The 15,657-nt window shown below is 39.5% G+C and carries 15 protein-coding genes; 4 read left to right on the forward strand and 11 right to left on the reverse strand.

The annotated features are described in order from the left end of the window. Positions 1-56: 56 nt before the first annotated feature. The 5 genes from NSTC745_RS32930 to NSTC745_RS32950 all read right to left on the reverse strand — a co-directional run bounded on the left by NSTC745_RS32930 (position 57) and on the right by NSTC745_RS32950 (position 2,539). The gene (locus NSTC745_RS32930; protein ID WP_445634783.1) at positions 57-311 is read right to left on the reverse strand and encodes a hypothetical protein; all 255 of its coding nucleotides are present in this window, start codon (positions 309-311) and stop codon (positions 57-59) included. A 116-nt stretch (positions 312-427) separates the two neighbouring features. Then, positions 428-961: a DUF6334 family protein gene (locus tag NSTC745_RS32935; RefSeq protein ID WP_445634784.1), complete on the reverse strand. Its 534-nt coding sequence runs from the start codon at positions 959-961 to the stop codon at positions 428-430. Next, entirely contained in the window at positions 948-1,220 is a 273-nt protein-coding gene (locus NSTC745_RS32940) for a hypothetical protein (protein ID WP_445634785.1), read from the reverse strand. The genes NSTC745_RS32935 and NSTC745_RS32940 overlap by 14 nt, the downstream gene beginning before the upstream one ends. After that, positions 1,217-1,393, reverse strand: a complete 177-nt coding sequence (locus NSTC745_RS32945; RefSeq protein WP_445634786.1) for a hypothetical protein — start codon at positions 1,391-1,393, stop codon at positions 1,217-1,219. The genes NSTC745_RS32940 and NSTC745_RS32945 overlap by 4 nt, the downstream gene beginning before the upstream one ends. 99 nt (positions 1,394-1,492) lie before the next feature. Next, a complete protein-coding gene (locus NSTC745_RS32950) occupies positions 1,493-2,539 on the reverse strand; it encodes an aromatic ring-hydroxylating dioxygenase subunit alpha (protein ID WP_445634787.1) in 1,047 nt (348 codons plus the stop codon). 196 nt (positions 2,540-2,735) lie between these two features. Here NSTC745_RS32950 and NSTC745_RS32955 point away from each other — a divergent pair, with 196 nt between their 5' ends. Continuing rightward, positions 2,736-3,215 (forward strand): YbjN domain-containing protein, encoded by a 480-nt coding sequence (locus tag NSTC745_RS32955; RefSeq protein ID WP_445634788.1) that lies wholly within the window; start codon positions 2,736-2,738, stop codon positions 3,213-3,215. Positions 3,216-3,294: 79 nt separating this feature from the next. On the opposite strand, the gene NSTC745_RS32960 is transcribed toward NSTC745_RS32955, so the two are convergent. The 6 genes from NSTC745_RS32960 to NSTC745_RS32985 form a co-directional block, all read right to left on the reverse strand. After that, positions 3,295-3,696: a response regulator gene (locus NSTC745_RS32960; RefSeq protein WP_445634789.1), complete on the reverse strand. Its 402-nt coding sequence runs from the start codon at positions 3,694-3,696 to the stop codon at positions 3,295-3,297. A gap of 55 nt (positions 3,697-3,751) precedes the next feature. Continuing rightward, positions 3,752-4,861: a response regulator gene (locus tag NSTC745_RS32965; RefSeq protein WP_445634790.1), complete on the reverse strand. Its 1,110-nt coding sequence runs from the start codon at positions 4,859-4,861 to the stop codon at positions 3,752-3,754. Between the two features lie 1,710 nt (positions 4,862-6,571). Continuing rightward, positions 6,572-7,081 carry a hypothetical protein gene (locus NSTC745_RS32970; RefSeq protein ID WP_445634791.1) on the reverse strand — a complete coding sequence of 170 codons (510 nt, stop codon included), beginning with the start codon at positions 7,079-7,081 and terminating at the stop codon, positions 6,572-6,574. Between the two features lie 251 nt (positions 7,082-7,332). Beyond that, entirely contained in the window at positions 7,333-9,918 is a 2,586-nt protein-coding gene (locus tag NSTC745_RS32975; protein ID WP_445634792.1) for a GAF domain-containing protein, read from the reverse strand. A gap of 247 nt (positions 9,919-10,165) precedes the next feature. Further along, entirely contained in the window at positions 10,166-10,828 is a 663-nt protein-coding gene (locus tag NSTC745_RS32980; protein WP_445634793.1) for a phosphoribosyltransferase, read from the reverse strand. 33 nt (positions 10,829-10,861) lie between these two features. Next, positions 10,862-11,269 (reverse strand): DUF2267 domain-containing protein, encoded by a 408-nt coding sequence (locus NSTC745_RS32985; RefSeq protein ID WP_445634794.1) that lies wholly within the window; start codon positions 11,267-11,269, stop codon positions 10,862-10,864. Between the two features lie 669 nt (positions 11,270-11,938). Between NSTC745_RS32985 and NSTC745_RS32990 the strand changes: the two genes are divergently transcribed. The 3 genes from NSTC745_RS32990 to NSTC745_RS33000 all read left to right on the forward strand — a co-directional run bounded on the left by NSTC745_RS32990 (position 11,939) and on the right by NSTC745_RS33000 (position 15,620). Beyond that, entirely contained in the window at positions 11,939-12,442 is a 504-nt protein-coding gene (locus tag NSTC745_RS32990) for a hypothetical protein (protein ID WP_445634795.1), read from the forward strand. A gap of 632 nt (positions 12,443-13,074) precedes the next feature. Beyond that, the gene (locus NSTC745_RS32995; RefSeq protein ID WP_445634796.1) at positions 13,075-14,205 is read left to right on the forward strand and encodes a hypothetical protein; all 1,131 of its coding nucleotides are present in this window, start codon (positions 13,075-13,077) and stop codon (positions 14,203-14,205) included. Positions 14,206-14,369: 164 nt separating this feature from the next. Further along, positions 14,370-15,620, forward strand: coding sequence for a glycoside hydrolase family 10 protein (locus NSTC745_RS33000; RefSeq protein ID WP_445638738.1), 1,251 nt, complete (start codon positions 14,370-14,372; stop codon positions 15,618-15,620). The last annotated feature ends 37 nt before the right edge of the window (positions 15,621-15,657 follow it).

Below are 15,657 nucleotides of genomic sequence, written 5' to 3' on the forward strand. Positions count from 1 at the left end.
CCCTAGATACAACACGCTGGTCTCTACGCTTGAGACTCTCGGAAAGAATATCTGTGTCAAGTAGTACTTTGTCCAAAGCGTTGATTTAAGGGGTGTGCAGCCCGATCCTTCATTACTTCTTCTAGCATCTCATCTACTGACTCAGGATCGTCAGCGAATAATCCCAATAAGGGGTACTTTGCCGGTTCTCTCATTGGCAGCTGTTCAATTGCGTATGCAATCAATTCCGACAAGTCACAATGGCGCGACTTTGCCAAAGCGCGTGCTTTCTCAAGGGTTTTTTCGTCAATTTGCAGTTCTATATTTTCCATGTCGCCTCCTGTGAAAGCATCTGTGCTAGGGCGATTCTAGCATTTTGGATGTGTGGTTAATCAGGGGGCGTTAGCGTTCGCGGAGCGTCTCGTAGAGAAGCTCGCCCCAGGCATCGCTACTCAACTATTTTTGATTGATTCGGAGAAGTTTCAGGAACCTGGTTTAAATTCATCGATGCATTTTTCATTTCCATTAACAACTCTTCAGAGGCTTCTATAATTGCTTTTGCGAATTTGTTTTCTTTCTTGTATACTTGCTCATGCATAAATACTTTAATAACTGAACCCTCAGCAAGAAACGTAATGGTGGGATGTAAAGTTTCAAAAGCAAAAATTACCTGATCTTGATAACCTTGAACATTTTCACACACCCAAACCGACATTAATTTTACACCCAGTGCTAGTGAAGGTAATAAATTATAAGACTTAGCAGAAACTTGATTATTCTCTTTGATAGCTTCTTTTATTATTACTTCTATTTCATCAGTATCAGTAATAGGTAAAAGAGTTACTACTGTAATTTTCTGTTCTGTATCTTCAAAATAAAGATTAACTTCATCTAGACAAAGTTCATCCCCTTCATATTCTACATCCCTAATTGTTGATAGACCTATTAGACGTTGCCCGATAGGAAATTCATTGATTGCCATATTTATCACGCTTTTTCCTTGCTTGCTTAAGAATTTTAATAGCAGTTTCGGCGTCTGTGTCTCCCGCAGCAGCTAAATTAGCTAACTCACCAACTTTAAGATTTCGATAATCACTACGTAACTGATTAACCTGTGCTTGTCCTCCGCCACGTTCACGAATAGCATTAGCAATAATCTCATCCTTCATATTAGCAAGATTGCCAAGTTTTTTTAATCCACCGGGAGTGAGTTCCACACCCTCCTGCTCATCATTTGTCATTTATATATATCTTCCTCCGGGTTGTTCCACTCCTGGAATCCTGTTTCAGCTAGTTGCATCATTGTCATAATTTCGAGCCTTTCTTCAATTTCTGACATCAATTTTATGAGTTCTTCAAGCCCTAGCTCAAAAATTAACGCTTTGATTTCTTCAATGCTGGGAGTCTCAGTCATGATGAATACTTATCTCTAGTAATTTAGACTATCATCTCAAGTCAGCAATACTTCCTTAAACTCTCTCTGCGTACTTTGCGCCTCTGCGGTTCAAAATCTTCACTTCTCAACTTGACTCTTCATCAACCTTTGCACGCTCACTAACGCCCGATTTAATTCATAATTTCGCCTTTGGGAATTGTGCAAATATGCTTGTTGTTCTTCTTCAATCATCTGCACATCTTGAATCACCAAACCATCAAGTAATTTCTGCGCTGCACCAAACAAACTATCTTTCACAAAGCGCCGAAACCACACGGGTAGTTTGTGCAATCGCCAAAAGGCATTTAATGAGGTGAAATGAATCAAATAAGCTTTAGTCTGCGTCTCATTCACCGGACACAATAAACAATAAATCTTAAAATCTTTCCCTAATGTAGAAACCCAGTGCGGATAAACATAACTCACATCCAATGGTTCGGGATGCAATTTTCGCAAAGCCGGAAAAAATAATTGCGATATTGACCAAATTTTATCTATTTTGTAATAACTTTGCGCTGTATAATGTGCATCTACACGCTTAGCATCTTCGTCAATATCTTCTAAATTCGCTTCAGCCCAAGCTTGTAAATCTTGATGCAAATGTCCGTGATACATATCCATCAAGTTTTCAATTAAATAAGAATAATGAGCTTTAGAATTAATAACTGAAACTGTGGCAATATAATTCAAATGTTCCCACTCTGGTAAACCCAGAGGTTCTACAGATGGTTCTAAATTTCCAGGAAATAGCCAGATAAAGCCGTCTTGTTCTTTTACTGGGTAACGGCGAATTATACAATTTGGTAGTTTTTGATTTGCTGCTAAATAAGGAACTGACGCACATTTACCTGCTGAATTGAAACGCCAACCGTGATATGCACATTCCAATTCATTACCGATAACTTGCCCGTGACTGAGTTTAACTTGGCGGTGGGGGCAACGGTCTTCTAAGGCGTGGACTTGCCCTTGAGTATCGCGGTAAAGTGCGACCGCCTGCTTCCAAAGTGTCACACCTAAAGGCTTATTTATAACTTCACTACTACGTGCAACTACATACCAGTGATTTGGGTTAATACCCAGCTGGCGAACATCACTATTTTGTATAGTTTCAAAAACAGAGGTCATAAGTTTGCACATCCTTTTCGGCGTTAGACTTGATTAATTAACTTGAAGTAATATTTTTAACTCTATTTATTTAGAAGCACCTGATTTGGTATGACTGATGACCAGACTATCACTTAAGGAAGCTCAAACTAACCGTGCCAACAAGCTATAAATTATGTGTAGATGAAACAGCAAGTATATTGAGAAAAAAATCTGTATGACAAACTACCAAGAAACCCTAACAAGTGACGAAGCCATCAATGAGTTAATCGCCGAGACAACGGGTCTCAACCATCTAGAAGTGATTGAAAATGTCATCGACAGCCTAGAACAAGATGACAGCGCAATGGTTAGCCAGACGCCAGAGGGTGGTCATCTGTGGAAATTTAAGTACGGGAGTGTGGAAGTATTTGTCCAACTCAGTGGAACAAGCGATGAAGACACCATAACGGTTTGGTCTGCGGTGTTAGATTTACCTGCTAAAGATGAACCTAAATTAATGCGGCATCTTTTGGAGTTAAACTGCTCTAGCACTTTTGAAGCACGTTTCGGTATTATTGAAAATCGGGTGGTTGTGATATCCACGCGCACCTTAGCAGAGTTGTCTCCAGGGGAAGTCTCTCGACTAATCACCATTGTGGCAACGATCGCCGATAACAACGACGAAGCTTTACAATCTGAATTTGGCGCAGCTTAAGGAATTTTAGATTTTGGATTTTGCGAAAAGTTTAGAGCGCCAGAAGTCGCCGCTCTAAACTTTTAAATTTGAAAATTATTTAATTAATTTTGAATTGGAGCGAAGCGACAGCCTCTACTGATTCGATCGCACTCACTAGCTGTTCAGGCGTATAAGGCTTTGTTATATAAGCATCAGCACCTTGCTTCTTCGCCCACAAGTGATGAATTGCCTGATTTTTACTACTACAAATCACAATAGGTATTTTCTGATTAGTTGGATTTGCTTTCAAGACGCGACATAATTCAAATCCACTCATCCCTGGCATTTCAACATCAGTAACAATGGCATCGGGTTTTTCTTCTAAAACTATTTCTAGAGCTTCTTTAGCGCTAGTTGCCTTAATAACGTTATAACCTTTATCTCTCAGATAATAACTAATTAATTCCAATTCTTGCCGAGATTCCACAACTAGAATAGTAGCCACCCAGTTAATACTCAAGCTTCAGTCTCCTGAAAAATATGTTAATCAAATTTAGTTATATCTAATAAAAAAATTAAACAATATGCTTAAATATCACTTTTAATAAATCTCCTTGGCTAAAAGGCTTGGTTAAATAACCTGATGCTCCAACTATTTTGGCTTTAGCTCTATCTATTAATCCTGATTTGGCTGACACCATAATCACAGGTGTATTTTTAAAATATGAGTGCTTTCGCAGCAAAGAGCAAAGTTCATATCCATCTAAATTAGGCATAGAAATATCCAAGAAAATTATGTCGGGTTTTGTGCGGATAATCTGCATTAAAGCTTTGAAAGAATCGCTAACTCCGACAACAGAAAAAGTTTGTTCATCTAAATAACTTTTAATAGTACTCAATACCGTAGGACTATCATCAATACAGAAGATTTTGTAGACTTTTTTCTCAGCCGGAGGTTGTATAACTTGCTGATTCGTATTATTAGTACTATTGAAAATGTTTGTTCCTGATTTATTGCCGTTGTACGGTCTGGGAAACTTTTGTGTAGTGTTGGTTTGAGACTGCGGCTGATTTTTTCGTAAAAATTGTGATGGTTGTACAGTAGAAACTGTTGATGTCTGGCTATTAGCTCCTACCCTTACGGAAAAATGCTCTCCCTTGCTTCTGGGCGATTGACATCGTTCAACTAGTAAACGAAGATTCAGATGACAAAATTTTGGCATATCATCCAAAAAGCTTTCAGGAATAAATTCATAACTTCCCTGTTCTAATCTCAAAAATGAATCCAAAACTTCTAGTGCTAATTGCTCTATCAAAATTGCGGCTTGAGAGGGACTGATATATTTTTGATTGACTAACCAGCAAATAGCTAGATAATCTGGATTTGGTATTGATTGATTTTCAATGCCAGTTTCAAATATCGCTCGCAGTTGTTCGTGAATTCCGCAAGGAAGAGTAGAAATTTGCTGACTTAAGCGTTGCAAATTTCTATAAAGCGGTTCAAACATTTTCTCTGAGTAGCAGGCATAAATCAATTTACCTTCGTCTACATATATTGACCAAGAACCTGAGGTACTAAATACTTGCAAACAACCAGTAACGGACTTACCCGTGATTTTTTTCAATAGAGATAAGGGTTGGAGTTTTTGAAAAAATCTGTATCTACTAATCGGAAGTGTCTTCATCGGGATGGCTCTGGAATAAAATTAATATTTGCAGGCGAAATCGGTGAATTTCCTTTTCGGAATTCACAGTGATATTAATTAGAAGCACTGTTCAGATAAATATAGCGGTGACATTTTAGTTAGTACAGAGATTCCACACCCCCCAACTCGTAATTCACCAATCTCTGCTAAGCTATATGCACGAATACAAATCAATCTATGTTAGTGCTATTGCCCAATAGCAAATCGACCCGACTGTTGTCAGGAAATAGTATGTCAAAAATCAGATTGACTTTCTGTATCTTTCGCTAATCTAGCCAATCTAACAGTAACTCAAGTGGGACGCATAGACCATTGGCTCTCGCCCATCAGTCGCAAAAATATCACTGTTACCCGTATTTTATAGTTTAAAATTACAAGTAATAATTGAGGAAAGAAAAACCTGAGAAACTTGCTGGAGGTAACTTTGATCGGAAGTTTATTCTTGAGGTGAACTTCATTTATCAAAAAGTATAGTTTAAAACTCAGCATTCAATCAATTCATATCTTACTTAGATTTGTGATTGTAGAACTTCTCTGTATGGGCGACAACAAGGGCCAGGTGCGACTAAAGATGAGTTAGCTGATAATTGACGCCATGATGGTGTGTAGTGAGCAGAGGCGACTGACTCAGCACAAGAAAATCTCTTCATAACTACTGCAAGCGGGTTTTAGTTTTGTGTGGGGATAAATAGTCACTCTGGACGATTTTGAGTGACACATTCAAGAACTGACAGCGAAATTGTGGAGGTGTGGTACATACCTGAAAAATAGCGATTTTTAGCTAGATAGTAGATCGCAAGTAATGTACTCACTAAAATTTAGGTTACTATAATTTTTCAAGAAAAATAACAGAAATATATAAACTTCATAAGAAATAAGTAAAGTAAATATAAAAATCAATTAATAGCATTGTCCAGACTATTGTTATAAATATTTATTTTTTGGAATGTCCTGAAATACTGAAAATTTATAGTAAAAGGGAATTTATATGTACAAATTTGCAATTAGTAATTGGTATTATTTAATTCAATTTATAAAATACCGAATAATTAAAAAATTAAGTTAAAAATATCACAAACCTTGAGTAGATTTCAAGAAACTCGAAAAAGACCAACTAAATATAAAATCTAAGTATTAAGCGTCATATCTGTAACGCTAATTATTAACAAATTATATTTTTATACACGCCTCTGAGAGAGAGTAAAAGGCTTTGTTAGCTTATTTTTTGATGTCAATGTATTTAGCTGAAATGTCTGCATAGCAAGACTTATCAGAAACTTTTTAGTTTAGCGATCGCAATTAGTGATTTGGGAACAATAAATTCAGGATTTACCAAAAAGCAGTATGAGCGTTTCATTCCCCAAACAGCTTTAAAACTCAAGGGTTATAGCAATTAAAAATTGGTTATTTTGTTACCAGAGTGCCGAGAAAATGAACTATTTTACTGAAATTTAAGTACTTAAATTTTCATTCCATCGTCACCCTTACTTACAATTTTCTCGCTAACTATCTTGACAAATCCTGTTTGAAGTTGCAACTCTGTTTTGGGTAAAGGCACTGAATTTATTATTGAAATTCCAGTTTCATTTTTAGCTAGGATTTTTACTCACCACTTTGCTAGATAGCAAAAAGACGCAAAGGGTTTCTTTGCGTCTTTAATATGGGATTTAATAATGGACATTCTCGGCGTTATATTTCACCATTTACCGAAACTTTATCGCGCCAGTACCAGCTTAAAAGTAAGCTACCTGCCATCACCTTAATTACTTCCAGTAGCCAATAACTACCGTGTAATAAATTCATTGTTGATGGAATAGCAGCAGCAGCTTCAAATAGGTTGAGTTGAATTCCGATCGCACACATTTGTGGAGTCAAAAAATATGTGTCAAGCACAGCTACACTCAGCAGCAGCACAGATATAACAATACTGCTTATACCCCTTTGAAATTGCGTTTTACTCAAAACCAGCGCTCCAGTTAGTACTACAGCAGCAGATAATAATTCCATACGATTAAAGTTCCAAAAAATCGCATAGCCCGCTGTAGTAAAACCACCTTGGTTCATCATCCCAGAGAGATAAAGGCTAGGCATAATTACCCAGTCCAAAACTAGACTTGCACTGAGCCAAAAGCCCAAAGTCAATATGATAGCGGTTTGCCAAATTGGCCGTTTGAATGCAACGTTAGAAATAGCAGTCATATAATAATTGCCTGTGTTGTATTCTTAGTTTCTAACTTCAACAGTTACTTTGACAACAAATATCAATTAACCTTTACATTGATTGCCAATGATAGAGGGCGATCGCTCTTAATTCCTACCTCAATCCCAAGTTATTTTAAAGATATTTAAGAAATATTAAAAAGTTTTAAAAAGTAATTTTATCTATTAGAAACCTTCAATTTTGGTGTTAAGAATCCGACAAGTAAGGGCGTACATCTGTACGCCCCTAGTTATTTTTCCTGAAACGTCCAGACTCCTTCATCCCAATCTGACTCTGTTGGGGGTGCTTGTAACCAGTGCTGACAACGCAACAGATGTAACATAGCAGCTTTGTCCTGGTTGTCCGCTGCTAAAACTAGGGCAAATTCAGCTCTAGCACGATTAAAATCGCGTTGGAGGTAATATTTGCGCCCTTTATGATAATGCTCGATGACTTGGAGTTTTTCGCTACTAATGGGATCGGAACGCAAACCTACCAACTCATATATAGATACTGGTTCATTTCTGCCTTTGACGCGAATATAGTCTAGTTCTCTAGCCCAAATATTTTCTTGGCATGGTTTAAAAGTATTATGGCTAATAATAATATCGCAACCATACTGTTTGCTAACACTTTCTAGTCGAGAGCCGAGATTCACGCCATCGCCAATGGCTGTAAATTCCATTCGCTTACTAGAGCCGATATTTCCACTAATTACTGTATCGGAATTAATACCAATGCCAATGTTGATTCTGGGCTTATTAAGTGTATGGCGACGCTGATTAAAGTCATGCAAGCGTTGGCGCATTTCTAATGATGTTTTGACTGCCATCCAAGCGTGTTCTTCTAAAGGTAAAGGAGAACCAAAAACAGCCATAATCGCATCGCCGATGTATTTATCGAGGGTGCCTTTATGTTTAAAAACTGCCTCGACCATTGATTCAAAATATTCATTGAGCATACTCACCACTTCTTCTGCTTCTAGGTTTTCCGTCAAAGTGGTGTAGCCGCGAATATCCGAAAATAAAATTGAAACTTCTTTGCGATCGCCTCCTAGTTTAGCATCATCCAACTTCAGCAATTCTTCTGCTAATTCCTGAGTCATGTAGCGGTACATGGTACTTTTGAGCCGCTTTTCATCGCTGATATCTTCCATCACCACCAGCGCTCCGCGGACTTGCTCGTGGTCGGCGGCATCAGCAATTGTATTAATCGATAAATTAATACTATGCTGTTCTGTACCGCTACTCAAAAGAGTGCGATCGGGATAATACTGCTGGCGGCGTTTCGGGTCAGTTCCATGTAAAGCATCCTGACACCACTTGCTAAAGTCGCTTTCTTTGATGGCGATGACATCATTAACTGATTTACCTTCTAAACGGTCTTCTGGTTCCAGCCCCAGCAAACGTTTAGCACTTTCATTGGCAGCAATAATTAACCCAGATTTGTCAGTAGAAACTACTCCATTAGAAAGGCTGCGAAGAATGTCTCGTTGCATTTGTTCTTGTTGTTTGACTGTGGCAAACAGCTGAGCATTCTGTAGGGCTACTCCCGCTTGAATATTAAAAGCTTCCATGAACTCTTCATCATTGCGGTCAAAACTAGCTTGGAAGCATTCGGGGGCCTTTGGCCAAGAAGCAGGATCGTAAGCTGGAAAATCCCCAGATTTCTTTTTATTGACTAACTGGGTAACACCGATTAATTCTTGGTCGGCGTTAAATACTGGCATACAAAGTAAACTACAGGTGCGATAGCCATTTTGTTGGTCGAGTTGTTTGGCTGTCTCAGAGTCGGGATCGTCGTATAAATCAAAGGCAATATTTAGCTTTTTTCCTGATGCGGCTACTATTCCAGCAAATCCTTTACCGATGGGGACGCGTAACTCCTTAGTCGAACCATCGTCTTGGGTAATTTTTGTCCACAATTCATGGCGATCGCGGTCTATTAACCACAGCGTACTGCGATCGGCATTCATTAATTCCTTAGCTTCATCCATTACCCGTTTGAGGGTATCTTCTAAATCGAGACTGCTTTGAGAAAGGGACTTGATTGCTTTCATCAACGCCGCCACGGCTCTTTGTTTTTGGGTAGCTACATAAAAAGAGCGCGATGATTCTAAAATCAGTCGAATCGAAGGAGCAAATTCTTGAAATAATTGTTCGTCAGCACAGATAAAACCGTTAGTATCAATGCGTTCTGCAAGTGGAGCATTGGGATTGCTACCAGGCTTTAATTTATTCAGTAATTGTACTACTGCAACTAATTGTTCTTGTTCGTTTAATAACGGTAAAGCTAGCATCGTATAAGTGCGATAGCCAGTTCTTTTTTCTTGTGCTTGGGCAAAATGCGATCGCGGATCGTCATAAAAATCAAAAGGAATATTGATAACTTGCTTAAAAGTAGCCACCTCACCACCGATACCTTTATTGGCTGGGATGCGAATTTCTAAAGAGCGATGACCGTCCCCCTCAGCCACAATTGACCACAGCTCTTGTTTTTCTTCATCCAATAAAAATATCGTTGTGCGGTCTGCCCCCAGTAATTCTCCGGTTTTTAAGGTAATCGAATGCAACATTTCTTGCAAGATCTTTTCAAAACCCTGAGAATCGAGCATCGATAGGGTTTGATGGACAATCTGTAATTTTTGCTCGACCTCCTTAACAACCTGTTTAAAAGTATCTTGAGTCAAGGGAGCAAGAAACGTAGAAAAAGTTCCTTGTCTTGTGGCAAGAGCACCCACAGGAGCAGAATTTGTTTGTAATTCGCCGTTTTCTTCGTTTTGAACCCCAATAATTATATCGGTGGTCTCCCCACAAGTTCCTTGATACACTGACATAATTAGTATTAGATATAACGGGATGAGATGTTAGATTTCACAATGCAATTAAATTTATGTAAGAGGTGCTAAAAGCAACATTTCATATTATCAATAGTTTAATCGCTTGTTCAGCCAGCGTCATCCTGTCATTTGGTATGGGGCATTGGGCATTGAGCATGGGAGCAGAGAGGCACAGGAGAGAATAATAACTTCAAACTCCCAACTCCTAACTCCTAACTCCTAACTCCCAACTCAACACTTCCTCTCACCCAGCAAACAATGGTTGACCATTATTTGCTGCTTTTGTGAGTAATTCTCGGACTTCTTCATCTGTAGTTTGGGGAAACTTTTCGTACCAAAGACCAACGCTGTAGAAAGGGCTGGGTGTGGAGACGCAAGCGATTTGGTCTACTTCAGGATTTAACTGTTGACAAGTTTCAGGTGCAGCTACGGGTACAGCAATTACAATCGCAGCCGGTTGTTGTTTTCGCACGGCTACAGCAGCAGCCCACATAGTTGCACCTGTGGCTAAACCATCATCTACCAAGATGACAGTGCGCCCGCGTAAGTCTTTTAATGGGCGATCGCCTCGATAAAGCTTTTCCCGGCGCTCTAACTCTCGTTCTTCTTGCACTGCTACCCTGGCAATTACTTCGTCGGAGATGTTTGCCACGTTGATAATATGTTTATTGAGTATCCGCACGCCGCCAGCAGCGATCGCTCCCATTGCTAATTCTTGTTCATCGGGTACGCCCAATTTACGTACCACCAAAACATCTAAGGGAGCATTTAAGGCTTTAGCAACCTCAAAGGCTACAGGTACGCCACCTCTTGGTAGCCCTAAAACTATGACATCTGAGCGATTAGCATAGATAGCTAACTCCTTAGCTAAAAGTTGACCTGCAAACCTCCTGTCTTTGAATAGCATGGTGTAACACTCCTAATGAATTTATAAAAATTTTTAAGTATTTATCCGCATTCGCCCTTCACTGCCCGCCTCAAACAATGGATGGAATTCCGATGGCAGTTGAGAGCGAATATCATCGATTTCACCTCTGCTAATCGCTTGACTCAATACCTCAATGACTACACGGGCATGACGAACGGCATCTGCAAGCTCTACACTTTCTTTTTGACTGATTCGCTCGAAAAATTCATCAATAGAGAAGGGATCGCCAGCACCTGCATATTCATGTCGCATATATTCTGCAATGCCTCTTGGCAATTGGGCTGCGGCATTTAAAGGCTCATCCCCAGCTAACCGTTGTGCTAGCGTTTCCAAAGTCGCGCGAGTTGCCAATTCTGCATCACCACGCGAACTGAGATGAGCGCGATTTTGCACCTGTCTAATAAACTCATCGCGTTCCATTTTCCCTCCAGATCGTGCATGAATTGTTATGCTCTGACGTTCTGAACCAATCTTAGAAACCTAAAAATGCCGTGTCCTCTGACTAACGGGGCGACATCTTTAATTTATAGTTCTATCAAATGGATGACTCACACGAGATTTGTAAAAAATCTTGGCAACTAATAAATCGGTTGTAGAGGCAGCTATGGGCCTTTAAGTGTGTATAGGTATGAGGTATTCGCTGAAATACTATCAACCAGATGGAGGAAGATTTTTCTATTTCAATAAGCTAGACATTAAAGGTACAGCTAGCTATGCCTCAAACATTGCGATAAATTTCTGCCACTTGCCAACGTTTATTATTCAACTTATGCTGAGTATATATTTTAACTAACTACAAAAGATAAATTACTTAATTAATACCATATGCGAAAATCTGTAGAGGAGAGAGTAGCCATTTGCTCTTTTTATTTAAATCATATGTTGATGTTGTCTTCACATTAATCTTGAATTATAAATTTGCGAAGATTTACAATATTATTCTTATTTGAAGCAACTATAAAATTATGTTAAAATTCATGCAATAAATGTCATCCAAATTATCCTTTAACACTTTTAAGTAAAAATCAATAGGGTAGAATAACTGAAATAACGATCCGCTATTTTTCATCTCAAAGCAGGATTTTATAAATGATCGGCTTAACTAATTCAGAAAACGCTACAGTTAGCAGCACAGCAAACACTAAGAGGCTCGCAAGAGCAATGATGGTTTCTGCTGGGGAGTTTTCCCTCATTTTAGCGTGTTGTAACAGTGTTGAAAGACAGCAGCAAGTCCTGAATTGGTTAACAGAATTTTCATCAGCCGACATCCCAGAAATCATACTTGCACCTGGCGCTGATACGTTGTACACGCCCATTGCCAATACAATTGGTGCTACTCAACCGGAAGCTTTGATGGTACGGGGTTTAGAATCTGTAGAGGCTATCAATCAACTAATCATCAGTACCAACATCATGCGAGATGAGTTTCGCAAACAGTTTAAGTTTCCCTTGGTGTTGTGGGTGAATGACGAAATTCTCTGCAAGCTAGTCTGGTTAGCGCCTGATTTCAAAGATTGGGCATCTACTACCATTAGATTTGATGTACCTAATAATCAGTTAGTCGAACCCGAACAACAAGCGATTAGCGCCTAACCTGTTTGAGAACATAGGAGTATAAATAGAGTATAAACGCTATTAATAGCCTCTGTGCGGAGTGAGGATTCTGCTCAAGAAATAGAAATTTTTCTTTAGATTCATAAGCCAGGCGATCGCATCGAAGTAACATCAATTGGTGTTTGACTTCAGGCAGGGTAAGGCGGCATCTGAATTGCAATTATTTTTCAAACTAGTATCATGCAGGAAAAAGTTTTTGCTGCAAAGCCTTGCATGTTACCAGATCGTAAAGTTGACCCAAGAAGCAGAAGGAGCAAGTCCTTTCAATAACTGCGACAAGCGTTGCAGAACATGGGGAAGATGCCTCGTTCTTGAAGGACGCTCTTAATCTTGACGAGTACAAGCTTTGTTTGAGTTTTCCCCCTTGCTCCCTGGTTACTGAGCGCAGTCGAAGTATGCTCCCCTGCCTCTTCTGACGTTCTTTGATTTAGGTCGAGTCTAGTTCAGGAACAAAGAATCATTACATTAGCGTCTGTCTTTATATCTGCTTCAAAAGACAATACTAAGTTAATTCCAACTAATGATGTTATGGGATTATATAGTTTTTTGTCCTGAGTTGCTCGATATTATTTATTAGTCTTATAACTATTGGCTAATAGCACTATATTAGTATGAAGATCGTGGTGAAAAATTATTTTAGCACAAATAAAGCACGAATTTTTACGGCTTTGGTTTTGACTGGTATTTTATCTGTTACCAGCGGTTTAACAGTCATCAAAGATGCCACAGCGGCTTCTGGAAATTTATCGCTAGAAACGAGCAGTGATGTCTCTAAAGACAATATTAAATCAAATCGCTTGCCGCGTCCAGTAGCTAACGCCGTGCTGCAAGATTTAGCTGGCAGAGAGGGAATTTCGATTAGAGAACTGAAAATTACTAACTATAATCAACAGACTTGGGGTAATGGTTGCTTAGAATTACCTCAACCGGATGAAGGCTGCACAGAAGCTTTAGTTTCTGGTTGGCGGGTTGTGGTATCTAACGGCAAACAAAATTGGGTTTATCATACTAATAACGATGGGCGATCGCTACGTTTAGCCTCGACAAATAATCCTTCAAATAAATTACCTGTATCTGTAAAAAATGCTGTTTTGCAGGTTGCATCTAGACGTTTACAACAACCAATTTCTCAGCTAACGATTGTTGAGTCTCAACAGCAAACTTGGAGAAATGGCTGTTTAGAATTAGCTGAGGTTGATGAATTCTGTACCCAAGCCTTGATACCAGGCTGGCGGGTAGTTGTTGGTGGACGGGAAAAAACCTTGGTTTATCACACTAATCAAACAGGTTCGATAGTTAGACTCAATCAAAAGCCTAACCAAAGTACATTAACACCTGTGACAATTCCAGCCAGCGAGTTACCGCCACCTTTGGATCGAGATGTAGTATTTCGACAAATTTCTAGTGGGGGATTTGCTGGTAGAACCTACGAGACTGTTTTACTCAAAAATGGGCAATTGATTCGCGTGCGAATTGGTGATGCTAATGATTCTGAACGTAGCGTTCGCCGTGTTTCTGTACAACAGGTGCGACAATTTTTGCGCTCGCTAGAACGCTATAAATTTACTCAATACCGCAATCTCAGTTACCCGGCACCCGGCGGTGCTGCTGATTATATCACCTACACTCTCACCAGCCAAAAAAATACAGTTCAGTACAACGATATTTCTCAAAATAATCTGCCAAGCAATTTACAAATAGTACTTAAAGCTTGGAATCAGATTACAGCTAGCGCCCAATAAAAGGTGGGGTGATAAGACGATGGGGAGATGGGGGAAAGAAGAATTACTTTCTTCCCATCTCCCCACCTCCCCACCTCCTCATCCCCCCATTCTCTTCCCCATGCCCAATGCCCAATATTGGCCATACAATCGAAACGATAATTTTATCGTACCTGTGGTAGATGATGAAAAGGTTTATAAAGTGGTGTGTTGGGTTTTGGAATATTCGCCAAGGCAGAAAGTCGGGGTTATTTCTCCTCATGGCTACCTTAAGTGTGGTAGCTACTGTGATGTTATCGTTGCCCTTAAACGCTCAAACTATTCCTCAGAAATTACCGGCGCATGAGTTAAGGGGAGTATGGTTAACAAATATTGATAGTGATGTGTTATTTGAGCGCGATCGCCTTAAGGGATCTTTACAACGGCTTGACGAACTCAATTTTAACACCGTATACCCAGCGGTTTGGAATTGGGGTTATACACTCTATCCTAGTAAAGTTGCAGCCAAAGTAATTGGGCGAGCGATCGATCCCACACCCGGACTGCAAGGGCGAGATATCCTCAAAGAAATTGTGGATGTGGGACACCAAAAAGGGTTAACAGTCATTCCCTGGTTTGAATTCGGCTTTATGGCGCCAGCGGATTCCCTACTGGCTAAGAATCGTTCCCAATGGCTCACTAGTCGCAGCGATGGGACGCGGATTGTCAAAGAAGGTACACATAATCGAGTTTGGCTAAATCCTTTTCGCCCAGAAGTGCAACAATTCATCCAAGATTTAATCGTTGAAATTGTTAGAAATTATAATATTGACGGCATTCAATTTGACGATCATTTTGGCTTACCTTCAGAATTAGGATACGATGCTTATACAGTGGCACTTTATAAAAAAGAACACCGCGGTCAAGCTCCGTCTAAAAATTTTAAAGATCCAGAATGGGTACGTTGGAGAGCTAATAAAATCACCGATTTTATGAAGCGGGTATTCACAACCATCAAAGCAACTAAAAAAGATTGCATTGTTTCTGTTGCTCCCAATCCTCAGCGTTTTTCTTACGAATATTTTTTAGCAGATTGGCAGAAGTGGGAACGGATGGGAATTGTTGAAGATTTGGTTTTGCAAATCTACCGCGATGATTTGAATGTTTTTGTTAGTGAGTTAGAGTACCCAGAAGTGAAAGCAGCAAAGAGTCATATTCCTGTGAGTGTTGGGATTTTGGCTGGATTAAAAAATAGATCTATATCCATGCAACAAATTCAGACACAAGTGCAAAAAGTACGCGATCGCAACTTTGCTGGAGTCTCTTTCTTTTTCTATGAAACTCTCTGGAACATGGGCAAAGAAAAGCCGTTAGATCGTCAAAATACTTTCCAGAAAATTTTTCCTACACCAGCGACTTACCCGAATTTACTTGTCGGTTGGAAACCGTCCACTTAATTTTCCTAACAACTTGTCGGCGAACGCATCGCTTAAT

Source organism: Nostoc sp. DSM 114161, from assembly GCF_052692665.1.

Coding starts and splice junctions, on each gene's coding strand:
- NSTC745_RS32930 (WP_445634783.1), bottom strand. CDS start 311: ATGGAAAATATAGAACTGCAAATTGACGAAAAAACCCTTGAGAAAGCA.
- NSTC745_RS32935 (WP_445634784.1), bottom strand. CDS start 961: ATGGCAATCAATGAATTTCCTATCGGGCAACGTCTAATAGGTCTATCA.
- NSTC745_RS32940 (WP_445634785.1), bottom strand. CDS start 1,220: ATGACAAATGATGAGCAGGAGGGTGTGGAACTCACTCCCGGTGGATTA.
- NSTC745_RS32945 (WP_445634786.1), bottom strand. CDS start 1,393: ATGACTGAGACTCCCAGCATTGAAGAAATCAAAGCGTTAATTTTTGAG.
- NSTC745_RS32950 (WP_445634787.1), bottom strand. CDS start 2,539: ATGACCTCTGTTTTTGAAACTATACAAAATAGTGATGTTCGCCAGCTG.
- NSTC745_RS32955 (WP_445634788.1), top strand. CDS start 2,736: ATGACAAACTACCAAGAAACCCTAACAAGTGACGAAGCCATCAATGAG.
- NSTC745_RS32965 (WP_445634790.1), bottom strand. CDS start 4,861: ATGAAGACACTTCCGATTAGTAGATACAGATTTTTTCAAAAACTCCAA.
- NSTC745_RS32970 (WP_445634791.1), bottom strand. CDS start 7,081: ATGACTGCTATTTCTAACGTTGCATTCAAACGGCCAATTTGGCAAACC.
- NSTC745_RS32975 (WP_445634792.1), bottom strand. CDS start 9,918: ATGTCAGTGTATCAAGGAACTTGTGGGGAGACCACCGATATAATTATT.
- NSTC745_RS32980 (WP_445634793.1), bottom strand. CDS start 10,828: ATGCTATTCAAAGACAGGAGGTTTGCAGGTCAACTTTTAGCTAAGGAG.
- NSTC745_RS32985 (WP_445634794.1), bottom strand. CDS start 11,269: ATGGAACGCGATGAGTTTATTAGACAGGTGCAAAATCGCGCTCATCTC.
- NSTC745_RS32990 (WP_445634795.1), top strand. CDS start 11,939: ATGATCGGCTTAACTAATTCAGAAAACGCTACAGTTAGCAGCACAGCA.
- NSTC745_RS32995 (WP_445634796.1), top strand. CDS start 13,075: ATGAAGATCGTGGTGAAAAATTATTTTAGCACAAATAAAGCACGAATT.
- NSTC745_RS33000 (WP_445638738.1), top strand. CDS start 14,370: ATGAAAAGGTTTATAAAGTGGTGTGTTGGGTTTTGGAATATTCGCCAA.